23 protein-coding genes and 1 tRNA gene are annotated in these 24,569 nt (G+C 53.3%); 16 read left to right on the plus strand and 8 right to left on the minus strand.

What is annotated here, in order from left to right; genetic code table 11:
* Positions 1–55 precede the first annotated feature (55 nt).
* The 3 genes from ACJ8MK_RS20730 to ACJ8MK_RS20740 form a co-directional block, all read right to left on the minus strand.
* Entirely contained in the window at positions 56–970 is a 915-nt protein-coding gene (locus ACJ8MK_RS20730) for an alpha/beta hydrolase (protein WP_442518025.1), read from the minus strand.
* Between the two features lie 603 nt (positions 971–1,573).
* On the minus strand, positions 1,574–2,458 hold the full coding sequence (locus ACJ8MK_RS20735; protein WP_060426977.1) for an ATP-grasp fold amidoligase family protein: 885 nt from the start codon (positions 2,456–2,458) through the stop codon (positions 1,574–1,576).
* A gap of 50 nt (positions 2,459–2,508) precedes the next feature.
* Complete coding sequence (locus ACJ8MK_RS20740) at positions 2,509–3,804, minus strand: lysine N(6)-hydroxylase/L-ornithine N(5)-oxygenase family protein (RefSeq protein WP_442518026.1); 1,296 nt, start codon at positions 3,802–3,804, stop codon at positions 2,509–2,511.
* Between the two features lie 885 nt (positions 3,805–4,689).
* On the opposite strand from ACJ8MK_RS20740, the gene ACJ8MK_RS20745 reads away from it, so the two are divergent.
* Positions 4,690–5,448: a winged helix-turn-helix domain-containing protein gene (locus tag ACJ8MK_RS20745; protein ID WP_033636029.1), complete on the plus strand. Its 759-nt coding sequence runs from the start codon at positions 4,690–4,692 to the stop codon at positions 5,446–5,448.
* A complete protein-coding gene (locus tag ACJ8MK_RS20750; protein WP_033636027.1) occupies positions 5,438–5,923 on the plus strand; it encodes a hypothetical protein in 486 nt (161 codons plus the stop codon). Before ACJ8MK_RS20745 ends, ACJ8MK_RS20750 begins: the two co-directional genes overlap by 11 nt.
* 136 nt (positions 5,924–6,059) lie before the next feature.
* Here ACJ8MK_RS20750 and ACJ8MK_RS20755 read toward each other — a convergent pair whose 3' ends face one another.
* On the minus strand, positions 6,060–6,836 hold the full coding sequence (locus tag ACJ8MK_RS20755) for a transcriptional regulator (RefSeq protein ID WP_060422954.1): 777 nt from the start codon (positions 6,834–6,836) through the stop codon (positions 6,060–6,062).
* A gap of 507 nt (positions 6,837–7,343) precedes the next feature.
* On the opposite strand from ACJ8MK_RS20755, the gene ACJ8MK_RS20760 reads away from it, so the two are divergent.
* The 11 genes from ACJ8MK_RS20760 to ACJ8MK_RS20810 all read left to right on the plus strand — a co-directional run bounded on the left by ACJ8MK_RS20760 (position 7,344) and on the right by ACJ8MK_RS20810 (position 17,118).
* Positions 7,344–7,889: a fimbrial protein gene (locus ACJ8MK_RS20760; protein WP_033655232.1), complete on the plus strand. Its 546-nt coding sequence runs from the start codon at positions 7,344–7,346 to the stop codon at positions 7,887–7,889.
* 91 nt (positions 7,890–7,980) lie between these two features.
* A complete protein-coding gene (locus ACJ8MK_RS20765) occupies positions 7,981–8,523 on the plus strand; it encodes a fimbrial protein (protein ID WP_230204736.1) in 543 nt (180 codons plus the stop codon).
* Between the two features lie 44 nt (positions 8,524–8,567).
* Positions 8,568–11,108, plus strand: coding sequence for an outer membrane usher protein (locus tag ACJ8MK_RS20770; protein ID WP_442518027.1), 2,541 nt, complete (start codon positions 8,568–8,570; stop codon positions 11,106–11,108).
* Positions 11,109–11,122: 14 nt separating this feature from the next.
* On the plus strand, positions 11,123–11,878 hold the full coding sequence (locus ACJ8MK_RS20775; protein ID WP_193146635.1) for a fimbria/pilus periplasmic chaperone: 756 nt from the start codon (positions 11,123–11,125) through the stop codon (positions 11,876–11,878).
* Positions 11,879–11,934: 56 nt separating this feature from the next.
* The gene (locus ACJ8MK_RS20780; protein WP_077791485.1) at positions 11,935–12,468 is read left to right on the plus strand and encodes a fimbrial protein; all 534 of its coding nucleotides are present in this window, start codon (positions 11,935–11,937) and stop codon (positions 12,466–12,468) included.
* 35 nt (positions 12,469–12,503) lie between these two features.
* Complete coding sequence (locus ACJ8MK_RS20785) at positions 12,504–13,166, plus strand: fimbrial protein (RefSeq protein WP_442518028.1); 663 nt, start codon at positions 12,504–12,506, stop codon at positions 13,164–13,166.
* A 13-nt stretch (positions 13,167–13,179) separates the two neighbouring features.
* Positions 13,180–13,683 (plus strand): fimbrial protein, encoded by a 504-nt coding sequence (locus ACJ8MK_RS20790; RefSeq protein ID WP_442518029.1) that lies wholly within the window; start codon positions 13,180–13,182, stop codon positions 13,681–13,683.
* Between the two features lie 46 nt (positions 13,684–13,729).
* On the plus strand, positions 13,730–14,242 hold the full coding sequence (locus ACJ8MK_RS20795; RefSeq protein WP_033655236.1) for a fimbrial protein: 513 nt from the start codon (positions 13,730–13,732) through the stop codon (positions 14,240–14,242).
* A gap of 62 nt (positions 14,243–14,304) precedes the next feature.
* Complete coding sequence (locus ACJ8MK_RS20800; RefSeq protein WP_442518030.1) at positions 14,305–15,288, plus strand: fimbrial protein; 984 nt, start codon at positions 14,305–14,307, stop codon at positions 15,286–15,288.
* Between the two features lie 224 nt (positions 15,289–15,512).
* The gene (locus ACJ8MK_RS20805) at positions 15,513–16,481 is read left to right on the plus strand and encodes a fimbrial protein (RefSeq protein WP_080441624.1); all 969 of its coding nucleotides are present in this window, start codon (positions 15,513–15,515) and stop codon (positions 16,479–16,481) included.
* Between the two features lie 94 nt (positions 16,482–16,575).
* On the plus strand, positions 16,576–17,118 hold the full coding sequence (locus ACJ8MK_RS20810) for a helix-turn-helix transcriptional regulator (protein ID WP_442518031.1): 543 nt from the start codon (positions 16,576–16,578) through the stop codon (positions 17,116–17,118).
* A gap of 702 nt (positions 17,119–17,820) precedes the next feature.
* On the opposite strand, the gene ACJ8MK_RS20815 is transcribed toward ACJ8MK_RS20810, so the two are convergent.
* Positions 17,821–17,896, minus strand: a tRNA-Phe gene (locus ACJ8MK_RS20815).
* A gap of 705 nt (positions 17,897–18,601) precedes the next feature.
* Here ACJ8MK_RS20815 and speF point away from each other — a divergent pair.
* A complete protein-coding gene (gene speF / locus ACJ8MK_RS20820) occupies positions 18,602–20,767 on the plus strand; it encodes an ornithine decarboxylase SpeF (RefSeq protein ID WP_101455849.1) in 2,166 nt (721 codons plus the stop codon).
* A 50-nt stretch (positions 20,768–20,817) separates the two neighbouring features.
* Here speF and mltC read toward each other — a convergent pair whose 3' ends face one another.
* The 3 genes from mltC to mutY form a co-directional block, all read right to left on the minus strand.
* Complete coding sequence (gene mltC, locus ACJ8MK_RS20825; RefSeq protein WP_033649581.1) at positions 20,818–21,894, minus strand: membrane-bound lytic murein transglycosylase MltC; 1,077 nt, start codon at positions 21,892–21,894, stop codon at positions 20,818–20,820.
* Positions 21,895–21,957: 63 nt separating this feature from the next.
* A complete protein-coding gene (locus ACJ8MK_RS20830; protein WP_004937404.1) occupies positions 21,958–22,230 on the minus strand; it encodes an oxidative damage protection protein in 273 nt (90 codons plus the stop codon).
* Entirely contained in the window at positions 22,227–23,327 is a 1,101-nt protein-coding gene (gene mutY, locus ACJ8MK_RS20835) for an A/G-specific adenine glycosylase (RefSeq protein WP_223182207.1), read from the minus strand. The genes ACJ8MK_RS20830 and mutY overlap by 4 nt, the downstream gene beginning before the upstream one ends.
* Positions 23,328–23,504: 177 nt before the next feature.
* Between mutY and trmB the strand changes: the two genes are divergently transcribed.
* Together trmB and ACJ8MK_RS20845 are read left to right on the plus strand one after the other, a co-directional pair.
* A complete protein-coding gene (gene trmB / locus ACJ8MK_RS20840) occupies positions 23,505–24,224 on the plus strand; it encodes a tRNA (guanosine(46)-N7)-methyltransferase TrmB (protein WP_033654659.1) in 720 nt (239 codons plus the stop codon).
* Positions 24,224–24,550, plus strand: a complete 327-nt coding sequence (locus tag ACJ8MK_RS20845) for a YggL family protein (RefSeq protein WP_025304256.1) — start codon at positions 24,224–24,226, stop codon at positions 24,548–24,550. Before trmB ends, ACJ8MK_RS20845 begins: the two co-directional genes overlap by 1 nt.
* Positions 24,551–24,569 lie beyond the last annotated feature (19 nt).

Consider the following 24,569-nt stretch of genomic DNA (forward strand, 5'->3'; position numbering starts at 1 on the left):
TCAGAAGATATGCACCGCAGATGAAAATGTGGCCGATACCTTCTGAGACGCGGATTCAGTCCTCTGCGATGACGCTGCTCAGCGCCGGCTCGATGGCCGCGCCCAGCATGGCGCCGTGCCCTAAGGCGGGCCACTCCCGATAGCCGACGGTGAGACCGCCGAGCTGCGCCAGCTGTTCGGCCAGCAAATGCGTTGCATCTGCCGGCAGAGTGGGGCTCTTCACGCCGGGCGGAGCCGCGCGATCGCGTTCCGCCAGGCCAACCCACAGTTGCAACCTTGTCGCCGGCACCGCACGTCGTTCCGTCATCTGCTGCGCTTCTTGCAGGATCATGCCGTTACCCCACCACAGTGAGGGTTCCACGGCGATGTAGCGCTGGAAGGCGGCGGGATGGGTGAACAGCGTGTGCAGAACGAAGAGCCCGCCGTAGGAGTGGCCCCACAGCGTTTGCCGCTGAGGATCGACCACCAGTTTGGCGGCGATAGCCGGTTTGATCCGAGTTTCAATCAATTGCAGGAACGCATCCGCGCCCCCGCCGGCCCGCGGCGCTTTCTTCATGCCTGCCGGCAGAGGGAGCGTATAGTCGTAGGCGCGGCCGGCGGCATCGATGCGCAGATCGTTGTCATAACCGATCATCACCAGCACCGGCGGCCGCTTCGCCGCTGCCAATTTGGCCAGTAAGGCGGCGTTCAACTCCATCAGCACCGCATTGCCGTCGAGGAAATAAACCGTTGGATAGCCGTCAGGCGCAGGCGCCCGACGCGGCTGGGCGATGCGCACGCGGTAATGCCGTTGGCCATCGGCGGAGGTGAAGCGCAGATCGCTGAAATGATAATCCGCAGAATCGCTATCGGCTACGGTAGTGCCGATCTTGCGTTCCAAATCGGGCCTGGCCAGCACGGAGCCCGGCAGCCAAAGGCCGATGGCGAGCGCCAGAAGCGCGGAGATAAAATGCCGGTTGGACAAGAACATGCGGATCAATATCCTCGAAAAAGGCCGATAGTAGCATCCGTTCGCGTCAGGCAAAAACCTACCTTTAGGGTGGACATTCCGGCCGCGAAACCCGGAAGCGCGCCGCCAGTTGCTTTGCCGGGTTAATAGCAACTCATTGTTATTATTGGTAAGTCAGGAATAAGAAGGATTAGTATTAATTAGAAATGGTTATGATTCTTATGAGGGAAGAAACGGCGAGGGCGGATGAAAATACACGGTTATCAACGATTTTGAGCAAAAAAAGCCCTATAAAATAGGGCAAAGACACACAACAACACCAGGGAAACTTTCCGGTATCTTATATTATAGCTTCCTATACATATAGAACATTTTATTATAAATATGTAAGTGATTCTTATTAATCGTTTAATGCCATTATTTTTCAAATGGTTATGTGGTCTGGCTGAGGTATTGTTCTTGGGGCGGGCGTGGGCTGCCAGGGATTGCCGGCAGGGGTTTTGCTGTAACGGTGGCATGAACCGGCGAGATCGGCGGCCCGATAACCCTCAGGGCAATACCGGCCGGCAGGCCGCGAACATGCCGGCAGGTATTGCCGATCTTCACCGTGGGGCCAGGTGAAAATCAGTGCTGTTGCAGCGTCAGCATCTCGCCAAGCAAAACATCGGTCGGCGGCAGGATATCCGTATCCAGCCCGGCGGAAGGGGTAAAGGTCAGCTCGCCAAAAATGATTCGGCCTTGCGAGATGTAGAAATCAACGCGAACAAACTCGAAGGGCGCGGACAAGCGTGAGGCGTACTCAAACAGCTCATCGTAACCCTCTGGCTTCACGAAGGCGTCTATTTCTTCCTGGCTCAAGGCCAGGCAGTCATCGCTGTAGCACAGAAACTTGAAATCTTTGTCAAAGAAGTAATACTTCGGCGACCCGGTATCCCTGCCGACACACAGTAAGGTGCAGTAAGGCACGCCGCGGAAGCAATAGATCTTATAGTCTTCAGGCCCGTGACCATTGGCCGATTCGATATACTTCTCGCCAATGATCTTTTTTTGTATCCCTTTGTAGTTGAGTTCTACATAGGTTTTCCAATAATCGTCTTTCATCCAGCCGTCGATCAATTTTTTGGCGCTCGTGATATTCAGCAATTTTTTATTCTGGCAAATCAGGTTATACCCGGAACCGTGATTCCCTTTGATCACAAATTTGTCCGGCAACGTGTCCCACGGAATATCGTTTACTGAATCGCAGGCAAAGTACAATTCATTCAGGATCTCTTCGCACCCCTTTTCTTTGATGTACTCTCTCACCGCATATTTATCTGCGCATTGCTTTACCAACGCATTGTGACTATAGCCATTCAACTTCAGGTGATTGATCTTTTCATTCCAGGTGGACGGCGTCTGCAAGTTTAACGGTTTGCCAAACGCTTTTTTGTAGAGCAATCTGGCCTTGAATTCGGGGGCCAATACGGCCAGCTGCTTTATAATAAATTTAATAATTTGTCTTTTCATATACGTCATTCCATCATAGCGCTGTGATAATGATTAAGGCGTGCTCGCGATTAAAACGTGGGAGAGACACCTTCACTTCGCCATTGAATTGCACTCGGCGTTGTACTCAGATCAAACGGCTGTTGTTCTAAAGCGCGATTAAGAATACGGGCCGATCGCCACGCCATCAGGCTCAACTGCGGATCGGCAATGCCGTGATGATGCATACTGGCGTTCATGGCGAATAAGCAGTTCTCCGCAGGGCCTTCCCACTCAAAGGTAAAGTCGGGGGTGATGCGGTATTCGCCATCCGCAGTGGTCAGCAAACGGTGGGCCAAAGGCTCAAGGAACTCTGGCGTTGCCGATTGGTAACCGGTGGCAAAGATCACCACGTCCGCCTTGAAGGCTTCTTCGCCGTGATCGAGATGATGGCGCGTTTCGAGTTGGTAGGCGTTATCCAGCGTGTGTTTCACGGCCGTCAGCGAACGGCTGGGCAGCAGGCGCACCCATAATTTCTCGCGCAGGACGTCGAAGCGGTGGTACATGGCGCGATAAATCGCCAGCAGCGACTCACTGGTGATGCCGTCTGAGGTCATCTTCTGTTCGGCCAGCATATGCCGCTTGGCCGCGCTATCCAGTGAGTAAAAGCTCTCGACGTAATCGGGCGTGAAATATTCGTTGGCAAAGGCCGCTTCATCGAGCGCGTTGTAATTGTTGCGGCGCGATATCCAGTCGAGCTGTTCCGGTTGCCCCCATTCCCCTTTAAAAATATTCAGGAACAGATCGGCCCCGCTCTGGCCGCCGCCGACGATCGCCACGCGTTTGCCTGTCAGATCGGGGTTGCGCAGCATCATTTCGCTGGCATGGAAACAGCGATCGCTTTGCACCGTCACGCAATCAGGCAACTTTATTTTCTTGCCAATCCCAATGCTGACGTGCCTGGCGTGGAAGACCTTATTCGAGGTGGTCACCACGAACTGACGCTGCCGATCGTCAAACTCGACCCGTTGAACGTCTTGATTAAATGCTAATGAGCGCATGCCGCCGGCGGCCCAGGAGAGGTAATCGGCGAACTCTTCACGCGATGCGGTGCGCTGTTCCGTGGTCAGGAAACGGTAGAACTTCCTGTTTTTTACCAGATAGTTGAGAAAGCTGTACCGGTTGGTTGGGGCAACCGCGCTCACCAGGTCTTTTAAAAAGTTGGTCTGCATGCTGCAATCCGCCAGGATCATCCCTGGGTGCCAGGAGAAATGGGGTTTGCGTTCCAGGAATTGCCCCGTAAATCCCTCTATTTCACTCCCTAAGGCCGCCAGGCTAAGATTCGACGGGCCAAGGCCAATACCGATGATATCCAAACGCTGATTCATTAATAAGCTCCAGTATAATGAGAATAATACCCAGAAATACGGCTGCAGAAGGGCGGCTTATAGCAACCAGGCTGCCTCTTTCTTATAAGTAAGCTTCACGAATTAAATGTAATTAAAAGGTGTGCGGGCCAAAAATACCGCATTATTTAAATGCCCGTTTAGAATTCGGTAGCTCATCAGGTAAAGGCTACGGGCGTATTTCTTTCCATGAAAGTCCCAATGAAAGCTTGCGTGTGTTTATAATTAACTCGTTTAGGTATAAATCCGATAAAGTCTTATTTATCATTCCATAAAAACGCCAACCCAGGGAAAAGAAAAGCCGTTGGGTTTTCATCAGTTGTTCTCGTGTCGACGCTGGTCTGCGTTCGTCTTATGTCTCTGGGATCAAGTATTCGTTGCCTAGAATAGCCCTAAAATGCGTCCTGGGAAGGTGAAATAACATGATATTAGAAGCAGAGGGCGTTTTGAAAATATGAAATTAAAAGTGAAATTATGAAATCAGCTTATCATAATTTATTTTTTGTCATATAATTCAACGTGTTGAGTTGTTATTCGTAATGGCGTGGCTAGCCAGTGAGCAGGGGTTCTTCCTGCTGCAGTGAGCCTCTTCCTTCGCTGTATCCCTCCTGAATCCTAAGCATTCCCTCTCTGCGGGCACTGATCGGCTGAGCAAAGATTGCTCATGCTGCATGCAAAATGCGCTGTTCGTTTAGTGGACACCGGCTCAATGCCGGCGGAAGGTCAGAGAGGCTGGCTGTCACGCTCGACGTGGTTACGTTGTGAGAAAGACTTGTCTAACCGCGCGGCGGTTAATTGTTCGTGTGATAGGAAGATTCTTATGTTTCAGCTATAATCCGCGCCAGGAGTAGGTCTAAGAGAGCGATTATGAGGTTCTTAATCAATAACCGAATTATCTTCGATGAGGATAACTCGACGCTGGCGTTGGCGGAGGAGAACCTCGAACCGGTGACGCTCACCACGATAGCCAATCGTCTGCTCGCGCTGTTGGTAAAAAATAACGGCATCTTGATTAGCCGGGACTTTATTTTTTCCACCGTCTGGGACGATCATGGCAAAACGGCCTCGAACAGTAACCTGAACAACTATATCGCCAGCCTGCGTCGTACATTTGCCGGCTTGGGAGAGAGCGAAATTCTGGTTACCGTGCCGAGGCAGGGATTTATGTTTACCGCCGCCAGCATTCATTCCGTGGCGGACAATATGACGCAGGACGAAAGCGTTCCTGCCGCGCCTTTACCCGTCCGGCGCCGTTGCGATGCCATTTTACCTAAGGTAACGCTGCTGTTTATCGGGATTGCGTTGGTATTGGCGGGCGTTTACTTTTTTACCGAACGTTACGACACCGCTTATCAGACCCAGATCGCCAGCTACAAATCTTGCCGCGTGGAGACGCTGAACGCCAGCGAGCGGATCGACGAGCGGTATATTGCCGACGCCCTGGAAAGGCTCAAAAGCCGTGGTTTTGATTGTGATGTACCGGCAACGGTTTATTACTCTCGATTGACATACCATTATACGAACTACAAAAAGCTGATTGATTTCATCTCGTATTGCCCGAAACACCGCGTTAAGAATATGGATGCGCACTGTGAAGATGAGTTTGAGGTGATCAATGAAGGTTAGCTCGCGCCGTGCTTTCTACCTGGCATTATCTGCTGCTATTGCCCTTGTTATTGTTATATTGATTTATTTATTGACCGCCTCGCGAGATTTCCCTGAGTGCAATGCGTCTTTATCGACGACGCGCATGACGCCGAATGGGACGGTAACCAGCGGTTTGTACGTGAACATCGTGCGTTCGGGATGGCGCCGCGCGACCATTACGCTTAACGGTTTAGCCTATCGGGATGGAAAGAAGCAGGTGATAGCCCGCGTGCTCGAAACGAAGTATCACTATCATCGTGGGTACTACTATGTCGCCATTGAAAAGAAAATCCTTCAATCCATGGATAACTTCACCTACTCCGATGCGCAGACGTTTCTGTTGGGTGAGGAAAAACATTACTATGTTTTAAAAATTGCCAAATTGAATGATGACAATTTTATTATGTACTACGGCAGGCAGCCTGAGCTGCTGTGTTCCGTAACCAGAAAATGATGGGAACATCCCATAATGAGACGATTATGGGATGTGGTTGGTGATGGCGTGTATAGCAAATAACGGCAGGTTGAACGTGTCCGTGAACGGACATCTTGCTGTTTTTGTATCACTGGTAGTGAAAAACGTTACTCAATTATGGAATATAAACCACTTCGCAAGGTTGGCGGCCTGCGTTTTCTCGGCAGGATACGAGCATTTTCTCTTCAAACTGCCTGTTGTCCTGCGTGATTTTGTTGTAGTAATAAACTTTAGTCTTTTTCTGGCAATTGACATAGGCCTTTACCATGTCGGTTACCGTTTCCTTCTCTGGGTAATCCCACCCCATGTTGTATATTTGGCAACCCGCGAACTGAGTGCCGCTGAATAGGTTGTTACGCACGGAGTACTGATGGCTGGCCATGATCAATGCAGCGATGCTGATGAATAGGATGAGATTAACCCATTTATTCCAACTCTGAAACTGCCGCCAGGCCGATAATAATTTTCCGCTACCACGCCCTCTGGGGGCGGCTTGCCCCGGCGGTTGCGTGGGAACAACGGTTTCCTCCATTATGTTTTGTTCTTTTTCCGGTTCGGCAGTGGCGTGTCGGCTAATTTTTTTTGCAACGAACTTAAAGCCTTGCCGGGGGTAAGTGATTATCAACTCCGTCTCGCCAAGTTGTGCCAGATGGCGACGCAATAGTGAGATATAGTTATTCAAGTTGCTGTTTGTTCCTTTTAGTCCTCGTTCTTCCCAGACCTCTTCAAGTAATTGTTGACGCTTAATCAACATTTCATTGTTCCTGACGAAAATAGAAAGCAAACGGCAAGCCGCGGCCGCTAGCGGCTGCATATTTTGCGGGGCATTGACGCTCTCCAGGGTTCCTTCGTATTCATTGAACTTAACCCTTCCATTTATAATGAAAATCATAGGAATTCTCTCATTTTTTGTTTCGGGAAGGGATTTTGCGCTGAGAGGTTATATTTTTCAATAACCCAGATTCTCTGTGTTTTCCAATAATACTGATATCTGTCACTAAGTGATAATTTATCCATAATGAATTTTTTATGGAGATCTAATTATTGAACTAAAAGATGTCATTTTTAGATTCTATGTGTAATTTAATGGCATTATTTGGTTTTTAATATCGTATTTGTCGTGTTTGATGAAATAATATTTCAAGATTGCGACGGGGGCGCTAAAGTGGCTTCACCCCGGCGATGGAGGATTTCATCGGTTGGGAAAAACAGGAGAGTAATTGGTTTATTCCTTGAATAGTATGTGGCTGACCTATTAACCATGGTTATCCACTACATCAGTAATAGCCGCGTGAAAAGGCGGCTTGGTTTTTAAAGCATCAGGCCAGGCCGTTGATACACATTACTCATTGTTAAGAAAATACCTTATGTATTAATACGATTAAGGATAATTGGTTATATGAAACTGAATAAAATCATGCTGGCTGCCGTCATGGCGTTTGGTGTTTCTTCTCTGGCTCATGCTGCTAATCAGGGCAGTGGCACTGTGACCTTCAGCGGTTCCATTATCGATGCGCCATGCTCCATCGCACCTGAGTCTCTGGATCAGACCGTTGAGCTGGGTGCCATCTCCAACGTGGCGCTGAAAAACGGTAGCAAGGCATCGACCCCGCGCGATTTTCATATTCAGCTGGAAGGCTGCGATCTGAAAACGGAAGCGCCAGGGAAAAATAACACCGTTACGCTGACGTTCAACGGTACCGCTTCGGAAACAGACAAAAAACTGCTGGCTATTACCGGTGAGGCGAAAGGCGCGGGTATTGCTATTACCGATGCTAACAAGAACCTGATCGAACTGGGCAAAGCTTCCAATGCGATTGAACTGCAAAATGGCCGTAACAAACTGAGCTTTGCTGCTTATCTGCAGGGCAGCTCGGCTTCTGATTCGGTCATCGTTCCTGGGGAATTCCAAGCCGTAGCCGATTTCACTCTGGCATATCAGTAATCTATTACCCGGTGAAATACGCGTGATTATCGGCATGCGGGGGAACTCGCATGCCATTTATAAATAAACGTTATTTCAAAAGGGAATGGTAATGAAACTTGGTTTAACAGGTGTGAAAAGAGTTCTCCTGTTTTTGGGAGTACTAAGCGTTGAGGGAACAGCTATATCTTCCCCTCTTTTTCAGGGGCGGATAAACATGCAGGGCGCCATTAATGATGCTGCTTGCGCCATTGCTACAGAGAGCCGTGAACAAGTTTTTGATCTGGATGTTACGTCATTTTCGGATATTTATCCGGGCGGCCAAGGAAAAGAAACCCCCTTCAGTATCCATCTGGTGAATTGTATTTCAGCGCTGGGGAGTAACTCAATATCTGAATGGAGACAGTTTCAGATAACTTTTGACGGCAATGTTGATGGGCAGATGTTTGGTGTGGGGGGGAAGGCGTCGGGTGTGGCACTGGCTATCAGCGATGCGGATGGCAATATCGTCAGGCCGGGAATACCTCTGCCGCTAAGTAATAATTCATTTAAAAATGGTCGATTGGATTATGTCATGAAGTTGATGACTAACAGGCAGCCATTTAGATCGGGTGAGTATTTTACTTCGGTGAGATTCAAAATGGATTATTACTGAGTCGGCCGGCTATTTCAGGGACGTTTATAGTAAAGGGTTTGAATATGATGTTTTTGTCTGCAGGAAAGCCGTTTCGTTTACCCATTCTGAGCGTCTGGATAGCGCTGGCATTGGGCAGCCTGGTGACCAATGCTGGAGCCGTGGAGGAAATCCAATTCAATACCGACGTATTGGATATAAACGATCGCAAAAACATCGATCTGAGCCAGTTTACGCGCGGTGGTTACATTATGCCGGGGACTTACGGCATGACGGTGCATGTGAATAAAAGCGATCTTCCTGAGCAACAGGTGCCTTTTTATGTCCCTGAGGACGATCCCAACGGTAGCCGCGCCTGTGTAAACCGGGCGCTGGTGGCACAGTTGGGGCTGAAAGAGGCGATGCAGAAGGAACTGACCTGGTGGCACCAGGGAGAGTGTCTGAATGAAACCAGCCTGAAGGGCATGGAGGTGCGAGGCGATCTGGCGTCGTCGTCGCTGTATCTCAGCATCCCACAGGCTTATCTGGACTATATCTCGGAGGATTGGGAGCCGCCATCTCGCTGGGACGAAGGCATACCGGGAGTGCTGCTCGATTACAACCTTAATGCGCAGGCGCAACGTCAGTTAAAGGGCGGTACGCGGTCATACAATGCCAGCGGCAACGGCACGGCGGGCGCCAACATGGGGGCCTGGCGGCTACGGGCCGACTGGCAAGCGAGCATCAGCCATCAAAGCGGGGCCGGGCAGGGCGCGGAAAAACGGTTGGAATGGAGCCGTTACTACGCTTATCGGGCTTTGTCAGCGCTGCGTTCGAAATTGACTGCCGGTGAAGATTATCTCGATTCCGGGCTGTTCGACAGTTTCCGCTTCGGCGGCGTGAGCCTGCGTTCCGACGACAGTATGTTGCCGCCCAACCTGCGCGGCTATGCGCCGGAGGTGGTGGGCGTGGCGAAAAGCAACGCCAAGGTAATCATCAGTCAGCAAGGACGGGTACTGCACGAAACCACGGTCGCGGCGGGGCCGTTCCGCATTCAGGATATTGATGATGCGGTGTCTGGTGAATTGAATGTGCGGGTGGAAGAACAGGATGGCAGCGTACAAGAGTTCACGATGAACACCGCCAGCATCCCGTATCTGACTCGTCCCGGGTCAGTGCGCTATAAGCTGGCTTTGGGCAAACCCTCCGATATGAATCACCGTTATCGAGGGCCGCTGTTCGGCACCGGCGAGTTTTCCTGGGGGGTGAGCAACGGTTGGTCGCTGTACGGCGGTGCACTGCTGGGCGGGGATTACAATGCTGCGGCGCTGGGCATCGGCCGCGATCTGATGCTATTGGGCGCGATGTCATTCGATATCACCCAGTCGCGCGCCAAACTGCCCTACGACCGCGAGACGCTGAGCGGCGGATCATACCGGCTCAGTTACTCGAAGAGTTTCGACGAGCTGGACAGCCAGGTCACTTTCGCCGGCTACCGTTTCTCGGAGCAGAGCTTTATGAGCATGAGTGAGTTTCTGGACGCTCGTCAGTTCGGGCGACGGTTCGGCAACAGCAAGGAGATGTACACCATCAGCTATAGCCAGCAACTGCGCGAGCTGGGGCTGAGCGCGTACTTGAACTATAACCACCAGACCTATTGGGACCGGCCGGCTAACGATCGTTATAACCTGACGATGTCGCGTTATTTCGATATTGGCCGGTTCAGAAGCCTGAGTCTGTCGCTAACGGCTTACCGCAACCGCTACAACGAGCGTAACGACGACGGCGCCTATTTGTCGCTGTCGGTGCCGTGGGGCAATGGCGCCAGCGTCAGCTATAACGCCACGCTTAACCGCGGCGACAACACCCATCGGGTGAGCTATTACGATCGCCTCGACGAGCGCAGCAACTACCAGCTCAGCGCCGGCGGCTCGCGCAGCGGCGCGAATTTGAGCGGCTATTACACCCGCGATAGCGATATGGCGCGCGTTAGCGCCAACGCCAGCTATCAGCAGGACAGGTACAGCGCGATCGGCCTGTCGGCACAGGGGGGCATGACGCTGACCGCCGAAGGCGGTGCGTTGCACCGCAGCAACATACCGGGCAGCACCCGGCTGCTGCTGGATACCGAAGGCGTGAGCGGGGTGCCGGTGCGCGGCTATGGCAGCGCCGCGGCGACCAATCGCTGGGGTAAGGCGGTAGTGACGGACGTCAACAGTTACTACCGCAACAAGGCCAGCATCGATCTCGACAAGCTGGGGGATAACGCCGAGGCCACCAAATCGGTGGTGCAGGCGACGCTGACTGAAGGCGCTATCGGCTACCGCAAGTTTGCGGTGATCGCCGGGGAGAAGGCGATGGCGGTGATCAAGCTGGCGGACGGCAGCGAGCCGCCGTTCGGCGCCACGGTGCTGAACGCGCGCAAGCAGGAGACCGGCATCGTCAACGACGGCGGCAGCGTTTACCTGAGCGGCATCAACGCCGGCGAGCGCATGACGGTGCGCTGGGGCGGGGCGGGGCAGTGCGAGGTGCAGATGCCGACGCCGCTGCCGGCGGAGATGTTGACCACCAATTTACTGCTGCCGTGTCGGGCGCTGAGCGCGGGCGACGGCGGCAACGAACACTGAATTGAGGAGTTTTGATGATGAGCAAACGTCACGTTATCGGCCTGCTGGCTACCACTTCGCTGCTGGCGGGGGCTTTGACCCCTGCGGCGAATGCCGCCATCGCGCTGGATCGCACCCGGGTGGTGTTTGATGGCAGCGTGCAGTCGGTGAGCCTGAGCGTCAGCAACCAGAACAAGCAGCTGCCATACCTGGCGCAGGGCTGGCTGGAAGACGCGCAGGGCAACAAGATCCAGAGCCCACTGACGGTGCTGCCGCCGGTGCAGCGCATCGAGCCGGGCAAGCCGAGCCAGGTGAAGATCCAGGCGTTGCCGGCGGCGAAGATGCTGCCGCAGGACAGGGAGACGCTGTACTACTTCAACCTGCGCGAGATCCCGCCGAAGAGCAACAAGCCGAACTCGCTGCAGATTGCGCTGCAGACGCGCATCAAGCTGTTCTACCGCCCGGCGGCGATCGCGCCGGAACGCAATGCCGCGCCGTGGCAGGAGCAGCTGACGCTGACCAAACAGGGCGACAAATACATCGTCAATAACCCGACGCCGTATTACGTCACTATCGTCGATGCGGCCAGGGGCAAAGGTGTGGCCAGCCCGCATAATTTTGAACCGTTTATGGTGCCGCCGAAGGGGCAGATACCGTTGACGGTGAGCGCCTCCAGCGTAGGCGGTAGCCCGGTGCTGACCTACATCAACGACTACGGCGGCCGTCCGCAATTGGCGTTTAACTGTCGCGGCGGGACTTGTTCGGTGGCGCCGGAGAAAAAATCGTCTTAATGACGAGATGGCGATTGGTTGACGTCAGTACCAGTGTTCAAAGCCTAGGGGGGCAGATGAAAAGCCTGTTATTGCGCCTGACGCTCGCCCTGAGCGCGAGCATGAGTTCGTATTGTTCAGTAGCTACGACGGACAATATGTTATTGCACGGAGCGTTGGTTACGGAGCCATGTACGTTGCGAATGGGCGATGAAGATATTCAATTGGAGCTGGATCCGGTTATTGACAAATACCTCTACATGCACAGTCGCACGCCGGCAAAGCCGTTTAGCCTGACCTTACAGGATTGCGACGTCAGCGTGGGAAAAACGGTAAAGCTCACGTTTAGCGGTACTGAAAGCGCCGCCTTGCCCGGCCTGCTGGCTTTGGATGGCGGCAGCCAGGCCAGCGGCATCGCCTTAGGGATAGCGACGGCGGAGGGGAAACCCGTCGTATTGAACAAGCCAGGCCAAGGCTATGCGCTGGTTAACGGCACCAACAGTTTGCAACTGCAGGTTTACATCCAGGCGGAGGGGGAGGCGATAGCGCAAAAGAAAATCAGTCTTGGCGCATTCTCAGCCGTCACCACTTTCGGTCTGGAATATGAGTGAAGGCGGGCTGCGACAGTTACTCAGGAGGGGATGATATGACAAGGGAAAAACCGAGAGTGCATCGCTCATATTCATATGTTGCTTACGAACTCTGCTATTACGCCGTATTGGGCGGGCTGGCGCTGATGGTGCCACTCATTATTATGACAACGCTGTGGCTCATGCCTGCAGCGCAAGCGGCAAACGAGCTCGATACCTACGGCGCCGACGGCGTGCTGCATGTGAGAGGGGTTTTGACGGAAAGCGCCTGTCGGCTGGAGATGGACAGTGCCAGGCAAGACATACGTTTGGACGATATCGGCACCGCGCAGTTGCGGCGGGCGGGGGATCGTGGTGAACCGGTGGCATTTTCCTTGAGGTTACGCGATTGCCTACGCAGCGTAGGCACCGGCACCAGAGATGAACGCACCGGATCTTTGAGCTGGGCGCCTTATCAACCGGCGGTCACTATCGGTTTCAGTGCTCCTGCGGATGCGGATAATCCGCAGTTGGTCAAATTGGTGGGCGTTTCAGGCATCGGGCTGCGGGTAACGGATGCCGCGGGGCGTGATGCCCGATTGGGTGAACGCGGCGCCCCGCTATTGCTTGAGCAGGGGAACAATGTACTTACGTATAAGGTGGCGCCGGAACGAACCCCGGCGCCATTAAGGGCCGGTGCTTATGCCGCAACGATAGATTTCAGGCTGAATTATGACTGACGGAGCGAAATAAATGGCAAGTGTGAGAGGAAAACTCCGGGTGGCGGCATGGCTGTTTTTGGCATTGTCGGTTATACCCGCCGGCGCCTCTTGGGCGGATACCGCTATCTCTTTCAGCGGCACCGTGACTGCGCCGATGCCTTGCTCAATTAACGGTAAACGGGCAATAGTCACTCATTTTGGCAACGATCTAGTCACTACTCGTATCGATGGCAGTAATTACCTGAAATCGTTGGATTATACGCTGGAGTGTCATAGTAACAGCCCGAATGCGCTTCGCATGCAGCTGCAGGGCGATGTCTCTGATTTCAACCAGCATGCGTTGCGAACGACCACGATGCCTGACTTGGCTGTCGAGCTACGCGTCAACGGCAAACCTATGGCACCTAATAGCTGGTTTAAGTTTATTTATCCCGAGACGCCGTTGCTGCAGGCTGTGCCGGTTAAACGTCACGATGCGAAGCTGTCCGGCGGCTCGTTTTACGCTACGGCGACCATGCTGGTGGATTATCAGTAGCGACCGGATTGAGGCGCAAAACATATTTTCTTCAAGGAGCCCAGCGATGTGTCCGTATTGGAAAGCGATAAGAGCGAAACGCCTGAGCGCGTTGGCTCTCTTGGCATTGATGCAAACCGGCGCGGCTCAGGCTGCAGCCACCGCGGATATGGTCTTTTACGGCACGCTGAATGCCCCACCGCCTTGCACGATCAACAATGGGCAAACCGTTGAAGTTGATTTTGGCGATCGGGTAGGGGTGAGTAAGGTGGATGGTAAGAATTACCTGCAATTGATCAACTACCGCATTACCTGTGAGCAGGGCGGTGGCGGGATGGCGTTGGGATTGACGCTTTTCGGGCCAGTCAGCGGCTTTGATACGGCGGCTCTGCAAACCAACATTCCGGATTTGGCGCTCCGTATATTGCAGAATGGTCAACCGCTTGAATTAAATAAGCGCATCGATATTGCAATTGACAGCCCGCCCATGTTGCAGGCGGTGCCGGTTAAAAGAGCAGGGGCAGAATTGCCATCGGGCGAATTCAGCGTTACGGCGACGTTGTTGGCTGATTATTTTTAGAGACCGTAAAAGGCAGTCGGTTTTATTTTACTTATTGTGAATAATTACTGAGAAATGACTTCATGTATAGAACTTATTCCCCTTATGTATTATTGAGTGCGCTGCTCTTTTTATTGGTAAGTGAGGCGCAAGCCTTCACCTGTAAAACCAGTGATGGTGGAATTATTTCTTATGGGGGATCTACTACGCCTGTTCCGGTAAGAGTTAGTATTGGCCCAAACCTGGTTGATGGGAAAAACGAGTTATCCAATCTCAGTCAAATTTCCTGCAGAAATGATAGCTATGATAATAGTTTGCTGGATGTCCTGAGACTTAAATCAATGGTTGTTGTAAAGCCTGAGTTATCCTTTTTTACTATTGGCGTACAGTTAAAAGATAGGTTTTATGAGATAGCGGCAGGAAATAGTCTTAATATAGATCAAGTGGTGCTTGCTTTATGGGGAACGAGCATACTGTATCATGATCTACCTATTAATTTATATCTGAAGGTAAAGAGAGAGCCGTCGTGGGACATCGTTATAAAAAAAGGAGATGTATTAGCGCGATTCCATATGGAGCAAAGAAATAATAAACCAGGTTGCCCTCAGTGCGGCCCTTATATATGGGAGTTTGTAGCCGATAATGACGCCTACTTCGCGACAACCAGTTGCACCATCAATGGCGGCAGGCAGATGAGTGTCGATTTCGGGCCGATTACCCAGGACAACTTTACCACTACTGTAAACAGCGCGGTGATTAAGCAGAGTCAGCATATCGATTATCATTGCGAGGGCTCTAATGCCAGTCAGGATATCGCGGTTCGTTTAGTCGGTAACGCTAGCGGATTCAGTTCTGAGGTGATTAAAACCTCGAATGAAAATATTGGCATTGCCATGGTGTACAAAGGAAAGGTTGTTAAACCTAATGAAATGTTTAATTCTAAAATTGTTAACGGCATCGGCAGTGATACGTTGAGCTTCGTACCGATAAAAAAGAACATTCCTTTTAATGAGATAAAAACGGGAGCATTTTCTGGCTCTGCAACGTTAGTATTCAGCGTGCCTTGATAAGTTGCACTTACTGCAGTAAAGATACGGTTGGTTTTTATGAGTATATTACCATTGTGATGGCTAATTCGCTGGTGCTGCAGGTGGCGATGGTAAAAAACTGGGGACGGGATCTGTCCGGCGAGTTCAGCGTTATGGCGATGCCGTTGGCAGATTATCTCTGGAGACTGCAATCGTCGGTTGAATTTTTTTTCTGGTAATGAATAGGCATAAGGAATGATATTATGCGAAAAAATTACGCTCCTTGCGTATTCTTGAGCGCGTTTTTGTTTTTATTGGTGAGCGAGGCGCAAGCCTTCACCTGTAAAACAGCTGATGGCGGAATTATTCCTCCGGGTGGATCCAATACACCTGTTCAAGTGAGAGTCCATATAGGGCCTGAATTTGTTTCCGGGAAAAACCTGATATCCAACGTCAGCCAGGTTACCTGCAAGAATGATGTTTCTTCCTGGACAGATTACCTTACTCTTGCTTCAGTTATTGTCAATCTGTCCGATCTTTATCTTTTTAATGTTGGCGTGACCATTAATGGTGTTGATTATGACATACCGGAAAACGACCCTTTCATTAAAAAAAGATTGCTTTCTGTTACAGGTCTGCAAACAGTGTCGGTTCCCATGCAGATGTATATTAGAGTAAGGAAGCAACCCTCTCGGGATATTTCAATTAGAAAGGGAACTACACTGGCTATATTTTCTATGGTACAAGAAAATGATAGACAAGGATGCCCTAGTTGTGGTCCTTATATCTGGGAGTTGATTGCCGATAACGACGCTTATTTCGCGACAACCAACTGCACCATCAATGGCGGCAGGCAGATGAATGTCGATTTCGGGCCAATTAGTCAGGACAACTTTACCACTACTGTAGACAGCGCGTTGATTAAGCAGGAGCAGAATCTCGATTATTATTGTGAGGGTTCTAATGCCAGTCAGGATATTGCGGTTCGTTTAGTCGGCAACGCTAGCGGATTCAGTTCTGAGGCGATTAAAACCTCGAATGAAAATATTGGAATTGCCATGGTCTACAAAGGAAAGGTTGTTAAACCTAATGAAATGTTTAATTCTAAAATTGTTAACGGCATCGGCAGTGATACGTTGAGCTTTGTGCCAATTAAAAAGAACATTCCTTTTAATGAGATAAGAACGGGAGCATTTTCCGGTTCTGCAACGTTAGTGTTCAGCGTGCCTTGACTTCTCTCTTAGGGAAGAGGCTGCTTTTATATTAATAGAGGTTTTGGATACTCATCTTTTATATAAAAGCGTATGAGATTTAAAAGGGGAGAGAATGAGCCCAATAAAAGTTCTTATTGATGATGATAACGGCTATTTTGCCGTTGGCCTGCGGCTAATTATTGAGGAATATGCGCAGGAGTACGCGAAACGCGTGCGCTTTCTAACCTCAGATGATGAAGAACATCCCGATATCGTTTTTGTTTCATCGGCGCTGCGTATCCAGTATTGGCGAGTTTTATGGCGTTATGGCGCCGCGTCGCATATTGTGGCGATCAAGGAGCGAAAGTCCGGCATCCATGAAGACCGATCGCTTGTGCTGTTGCGCACTTGGGGAAGAGAGGCGCTCAGCGCGTTGCTGACGAATCTTTTTGCTAATTGTCATGGGGTGATACGTCCATTGGTGTCCCATCCGTTTACGTATCGCGAATGTCAGGTGATCAGCCACCTTCGAAGAGGGATGGATCAATCGCAGACGGCCAGGGAGATCGGCGTCAGTGTAAAAACGGTACATAGCCATAAACGGTCGGTGATGAAAAAACTGATGCTGAATCGCCAACGAGAATTTATGTATTGGTTAATATCGCAAGATGACTAATCTTTTTTTTGAAAATGATGGCTTACTATTTTATCAGTTTTAGAGCTTTCTTTTTCTAACAAAAGGAACTTAAGTGTTTTTTTTGCTTTCTGCAGCAATACTATTTTTATTTAGCCTGTTGTCTTTTTATAAGCATCTTAAATTAGTCAGGAAAAAACGGCTGATTATTAGCCGTCATAAAATTTTATGGTAGGAGATAACGCGTTAAATTTTAATAAACGACCAAGCCGGCTTATTCATCTTGGGTATCGGTAAGAAGCGCCGGGGTATTGCTCATTCACACCTGGAAAGGCATTTCCTCGCCGGCGGCCACTTGCTGATTAACCAACAGAATAGGCTAACCAGAGTGTTTTCCGCCTGATACGAGCCCAGGCTGGTATGCTGCACAACAACCTTTCTGCCATTGATGATTGCCTGGCTGTAACCGACCCTGATCACTATCGCTTAACGCATGGCGTACCTGACAAATAATCGAACGCAGTTCGATGGAGAGTCCGTACTCCAGAAAGCGAAAAACCCGCCATAGGCGGGTTCTTCTGAATAGGGCGACCGGACTCGGACAACCGGCGCCTGTGCCGCGTTGAACAGCGCTTTAGCGCTGGCCCGCAGGGTGAGGCCTTTGGCCGAATAATCGAACGCAGTTCGATGGAGAGTCCGTACCCCAGAAAGCGAAAAACCCGCCATAGGCGGGTTCTCTAAATATGGTGCCCGGACTCGGAATCGAACCAAGGACACGGGGATTTTCAATCCCCTGCTCTACCGACTGAGCTATCCGGGCAACGGGGCGCATTAAACCGTATTGGCCGGATGGCGTCAATCGCTTTCTGTCACAAAGCCGATCGGTTGCTCTATTTTCAGGCAGCGAACCCGGCGGGATGGGGGGCGGGGGGATATCGCCTTTCAATAAATATGCATATAAAACGTGTATTTATACCGATGACACGAGCGTGGGTTCTTATTTTTTAATTAAATAACAATGCATTATGATTTAATCAACGAGCGTTCAATCAAGGCGATTCTTGCTTGAACCCCGCAACGAATCATGCAATCATTGCGCAAATTTTAGCACTCTCCGTTCCCTGACGGTGTTCACGCTTCTTATAAGCCAGAGGGTTATTGGCATGACTGGTTTTGTTGCTCAAGCGCTGCTGCGCACCAGACACCTGACGCCGCCACCGTTCCGCCGTTGTTTCCTCCGTACGCCATCCGCCCGAATACGCCTGCCGGCCATGCGGTAAGGCCGCCTGATGCTCGCTGTTAGGCATGCGTAAAGCCAGCGCTGCGGCCCTGATTTTACTGATGCCTGTCGGACGCTGCCAAGACCAGTTTTCCCGATAGCCGCCTGATGATCGCCGATCATGAGCCGGTCACGCACGCCGCTTATGCTGCCGTGCCCGGGTATCGCTTTTACCGGGATAACCGCGTTATCTCATTACCGTGCCGGTGGCACACCCTCATCCTTCACCGTTTGAGAGTCAGCATGATGAAAGAATTGAAAATCGCGACCAGCGCCAGCCTGGTCGCCACCATTGAGACGCTGCGTCAGATCGTGCGCGTAGAGCAGACGGACTACACCGACGTGGCGGCGGTGGTGGTGTCGGTCGCCGACGTGAACGCCGGCATTCTGGCGCGCTTGCAGGCGACGGGGTTCGACATCCCGACCTTCGTGGCGGTGGAAGGGGACGAGCATCTCTCGCCGGACTATCTGCCATTCGTCAGTGGGGTCTTCGCGCTGCTGGCCGGCGCCAGCAAGCCGTTCTACATGGCGCAGCTGGAGGCCGCCGCCGACGCCTACGAGCAGGCGCTGCTGCCGCCTTTTTTCAAAACGCTGAAGACCTACGTCGAGATGGAAAATTCGACCTTCGCCTGCCCGGGGCACCAGGGCGGCGAGTTCTTTCGCAAGCACCCGGCCGGCCGGCAGTTCTTCGATTTCTACGGTGAAACCCTGTTCCGTTCCGACATGTGCAACGCCGACGTCAAGCTGGGCGATCTGCTGATCCACGAAGGATCGGCCAAGGATGCGCAAAAGCACGCGGCGCGGGTGTTCAACGCCGATAAAACCTATTTCGTGCTCAACGGCACCTCGGCGGCCAACAAGGTGGTGACCAACGCGTTGCTGACCCGTGGCGATCTGGTGCTGTTCGATCGCAACAACCACAAATCCAACCACCACGGGGCGCTGATCCAGGCCGGCGCCACGCCGGTCTATCTGGAAACCGCCCGCAACCCGTTCGGTTTTATCGGCGGCATCGACGCGCGCTGCTTCGACGAGCGCTACCTGCGTGAGCAGATCCGCGAAGTGGCGCCGGAGAAGGCGGCGGCGGCGCGGCCGTTCCGGCTGGCGATCATTCAGCTCGGCACCTACGACGGCACGATTTACAACGCTCGCCAGGTGATCGACACCATCGGCCATCTGTGCGACTACATCCTGTTCGACTCCGCCTGGGTGGGTTACGAAGGCTTTATTCCGATGCTGAAAGAGTGCTCGCCGCTGCTGCTGGAGCTGGACGAACACGACCCGGGCATTTTCGTCACCCAGTCGGTGCATAAACAGCAGGCGGGGTTCTCGCAGACCTCGCAGATCCACAAGAAAGACGATCATATCAAAGGGCAAAAGCGCCACTGCAACCACAAGCACCTGAACAACGCGTTCATGCTGCATGCCTCGACCAGCCCGTTCTATCCGCTGTTCGCCGCGCTGGACGTCAACGCCAAGATGCACGCCGGCCCCGCCGGGCGCCGCATGTGGATGGACTGTGTCAAGCTGGGCATCGAGACGCGCAAACAGCTGCTCAAGCGCTGCTCGCAGCTGAAGCCGTTTATTCCGCAGCAGGTGGCGGGCAAAGACTGGCAGGATCACGATACTGACCTTATCGCCAACGACGCGCGCTTCTTCACCTTCGTGCCGGGGGAGACGTGGCACGGCTTCGAAGGCTATGCCCAGGATCAGTATTTGGTCGATCCGTGCAAGCTGCTGCTGACCACGCCGGGCATCGACGCCGCGACCGGCCAATACACCGAGTTCGGCGTGCCGGCCACCATTCTGGCCAACTTCCTGCGCGAGAACGGCATCGTGCCGGAGAAGTGCGATCTCAACTCGATCCTGTTCCTGCTGACCCCGGCGGAGAACCCGGCCAAGATGGAACAGCTGGTGGAGATGCTGGCACAGTTCGAACGCTATGTTGCAGAGGACGCGCCGCTGAGCGTGGTGCTGCCGACGGTGTACCGCAAGAACGAGCAGCGCTACCGCGGTTACAGCATTCGCCGGCTGTGTCAGGAGATGCACGATCTGTACGTCAGCTTCGACGTCAAACAGCTGCAAAAGGAGATGTTCCGCCAGGATCATTTCCCGCCGGTGGTGATGAACCCGCAGGACGCCAACGTGGAGTTTATCCGCGATAACGTCGAGCTGGTGCCGATCGGCCAGGCGGAAGGGCGCATCGCGGCGGAAGGGGCCTTGCCGTACCCGCCGGGCGTGCTGTGCGTGGTGCCGGGCGAAGTGTGGGGCGGCGCGGTGCAGCGCTACTTCCTGGCGCTGGAAGAGGGCATCAACCGCCTGCCGGGCTTCTCGCCGGAGCTGCAGGGGGTCTACATCGAGAAAAAAGATCACGGCTGGAAGCGCATCTTCGGCTATATGATCAAGCCATAGAAAAAGGGCCGGTTCGCACCGGCCCTTCTCATTTATCCACGCGGAACGCGTTACTTCCTGCGGTAGCTCTTCTGCGCGGTATTCACTTTCACCAGATAGCGGCGCGACTCGGCGGCCGGGTGCTTGGTGGTCAGCGTCTGATACACGTCGCCCGGCTGCATGGCGTTGATGATGCCCACCGCGCGCGTTCTGTCGCTGGAGAACACCCGCAGCACGCTGCCGGCGCCGCCGTTGTAGGCGGTGATCACCGCATAGCGGCGCGAGGTCGGGTTCTGAATGCCGCCCAGGTAGTTGTTCTGCAGGATCGCCAGGTAGGCGGTGCCGGTGTCGATGTTGTTCTCCGGATCGAACAGGTAGCTGCGGCTCGGGGTGCCCCATTTGCCGCGCATCTGGAACACATCCTTGCCGGCGGTGTGCTGCATCACCTGCATCAGGCCCAGCGCGTCCGAACCGCTCACCGCATACGGGTTGAAGCTCGATTCGGTCTGCATGATCGCCAGGATCAGCGACTCGTCCACACCGTATTTTTCCGACGCCTTGCGCACCATCGGCAGGTATTTGTGCGCACGTTTGTCCAGGTGGTTCGGCACCAGCTGGATGGTGACCGAGTAGATCACGTGCAGGCCGGAGGTGCGTTTTTGCAACTTGGTCTGCAGCAGGTAATCGGCGAAGTGCGCCGCGCGCCATTCCCAGCGGATCGGCGCGCCCTTGTTATCCAGCACCTGGCCGTACAGGAACGGCTCTTTGCTGATCTGGATATCGTTGGCGTCGGAATAGAGATCGATGGAGCCCGGATCGTCACCCATCAGCAGCGTGCTGATGATCGCCTGGCGCAGGTGCGCGGCCGGATCGGTGGTGGCGATGGTCTCGATGGTAATGGCGCCGGTGTCGAAGTTGATGTGGCTGCGGGTTTGGTATTGGTCGGTATATTTGACGTAGTCTTTCGGCCCGGCGATCAGAACTTCGTTCAGACCCCAGATGTTCTCGATGTTGTGGGCGAATTGGCCCATCAGAATGTCGAAGCCGTTGGTATCTTTAATCCAGGCTTCGTTGATTTCTTCACTTTTTTTGCCGGAACAGGAGATCAGCAAAGGCGCTATTACGAGCAAAGCTAAAATTTTCTTCATCTTAAAGCCGTTTGGAAGAAGTATAAGAGGATTGAAGCGGGCCAGCGCCTGGCCCCAACAGCGTTATTCGCTCGGCGGCGTATAGCCTTCGATGTGCACGTCGTGCCCTTCGAACAGGAACTTGATCATTTCCTCTTCCAGCAGCTTGCGGTCGTCCACGTTCATCATGTTCAGCTTTTTCTCGTTGATCAGCATGGTCTGCTTCTTCATCCACTCGCCCCAGGCTTCCTTGGAGATCTCGTTGTAGATGCGCTTGCCGACGTCGCCGGGATAAAGCTGGAAGTCCTGGCCTTCGGCGTCGCGCTGCAGGAAAGTACAAAAAATGGTGCGGCTCATGCTAATTCCTCATCGATGGCGCTATCGCCATATAAGTTTTGTTGGATCGGGGGCTGCTTCGCCAGCTGTTGCAACAAACGGTCTACCGGTGCCGCCAGCCCGACCGACGGCGGCTGCGCTAAGTTATACCAGAGACCCGCGCCCTCATCCATGCCGCTGCCCGCCGCGTCGAGCGACAGCCACATCGGCACGATATCGAGGTGGAAATGGCTGAACGTGTGGCGAAACGCGGTCAGCTGTTCCAGGCGCTTGCCTTTCAGACCGCGCTGCTGCAGCCAGAGTTCCAAATCAACGCGCGCGCTGAACTGCGGGAAGCAGAACAGACCGCCCCACAGGCCTACCGCCGGGCGCTGTTCCAGCCACACGCGCTCGCCGTGCTGCAGCAATAAGAAGTAGGCGGTTTTTTCCGGCAGGGTCTGTTTGGGTTTTTTGCCGGGGTAGTTGGCCCAGCTGTGATTGGCGTAAGACAGGCAGCCGACGTTGAGCGGGCAGAGTTCACACTTGGGCTTGGAGCGGGTGCAGACCATGGCGCCCAGATCCATCATCGCCTGGTTGAACTGGCCGACGCCCTGCGCCGGGGTGACCTCTTCGCTGATTTTCCACAGCCGGTTTTCGACCTCTTTCTTGCCCGGCCAGCCCTCCACCGCGTAGCAGCGGGCCAGCACGCGCTTCACGTTGCCGTCGAGGATCGGATAGTGTTGGCCCAGCGCCAACGACAGCACCGCGCCGGCGGTAGAGCGGCCGACGCCCGGTAAATCGGCGATTTCTGCGAAGGTTGTCGGGAACTCGCCGCCGTGCTGTGCGACAATGGTCTGCGCCGCCTTGTGCAGGTTGCGGGCGCGGGCGTAATAGCCGAGGCCGGTCCACAGATGCAGCACTTCGTCCAGCGGGGCCTCCGCCAGCGCGCGCACGTTGGGAAAACGGGCCATAAAGCGCTGAAAATAAGGAATGACGGTGGCAACCTGGGTCTGTTGCAACATCACCTCGGAGAGCCATACTTGATAGGCGGTTTTCTCCAGCTGCCACGGCAGGGTCTTGCGGCCGTAGCGCTGATACCAGTCAAGCACCACCTGTGCGAATTGTTGTGCTTGCATCATGAGCAGCGTCGTTATCCGGCAGAAAATGAAGCGAGATTGCAGCATAGAGTCATGGTGCTGTAAACCGGAACTTTCCGACGCCGCACGGCGGGTACAGAAGATGAACACTTGCTAAACCAATGTATCTTTGCATAATGCGCGTTTCCCTAATTGGCAGCCAAACAGACAGAAAGCACTATGATTAATGACGTCATCTCCCCGGAATTTGATGAGAACGGCCGCGCGATGCGCCGTATCCGCAGTTTTGTCCGCCGCCAGGGGCGGCTGACCAAAGGCCAGCAGCACGCGCTGGAGAACTATTGGCCGGTGATGGGCGTGGAGTATCAGGCTGACGCTGTCGATCTCGCCGCGCTGTTCGGCCGCGACGCGCCGACGGTGCTGGAGATCGGTTTTGGCATGGGCGCCTCGCTGGTGACCATGGCGGGCAACAACCCGCAGCAGAACTTTTTAGGGATTGAGGTGCACTCGCCGGGCGTGGGCGCTTGCCTGGCCGACGCCCACGAGGCGAAGCTGAGCAACCTGCGCGTGATGTGCCACGACGCGGTTGAGGTGCTGGAAAACATGATCCCGGACGGCTCGCTGGACATGGTGCAGCTGTTCTTCCCCGATCCGTGGCACAAGGCGCGTCACAACAAGCGCCGCATCGTGCAAACGCCGTTTGTCGAATTGGTGCTGCGCAAGCTGAAGACCGGCGGTGTCTTCCACATGGCCACCGATTGGCAACCTTATGCGGAACATATGTTAGAGGTTATGAACGGGGTCGCAGGCTACCGTAATCTTTCCAGCGATAATGATTACGTGCCGCGTCCGGATTCGCGCCCACTGACGAAATTTGAATTACGCGGCCAGCGCCTGGGACATGGCGTTTGGGACTTGATGTTTGAGAGGAAAGAATAATGGCTAAGAACCGCAGTCGTCGTTTACGTAAAAAGTTGCACATTGAAGAATTTCAGGAGCTGGGTTTCTCCGTAGCCTGGCGCTTCGCCGAAGGCACGTCGGTGGAAGACATCGACAGCACGCTGGATACCTTCATCGATGAAGTGATCGAGCCGAACGGCCTGGCGTTTGACGGCAGCGGCTACCTGCAGTGGGAAGGTCTGATCTGCCTGCAGAAGATCGGCCACTGCACCGACGAGCATCGCGAGCTGGTGAAAAACTGGCTGGAAGCGCGCAAACTGAGCGACGTTAAGGTTAGCGATCTGTTCGATATCTGGTGGGATTGATCGCGCTTGCCCGATGAGC

This window comes from Serratia sp. CY38905, assembly GCF_052168875.1.
Taxonomy (GTDB): domain Bacteria; phylum Pseudomonadota; class Gammaproteobacteria; order Enterobacterales; family Enterobacteriaceae; genus Serratia; species Serratia sarumanii.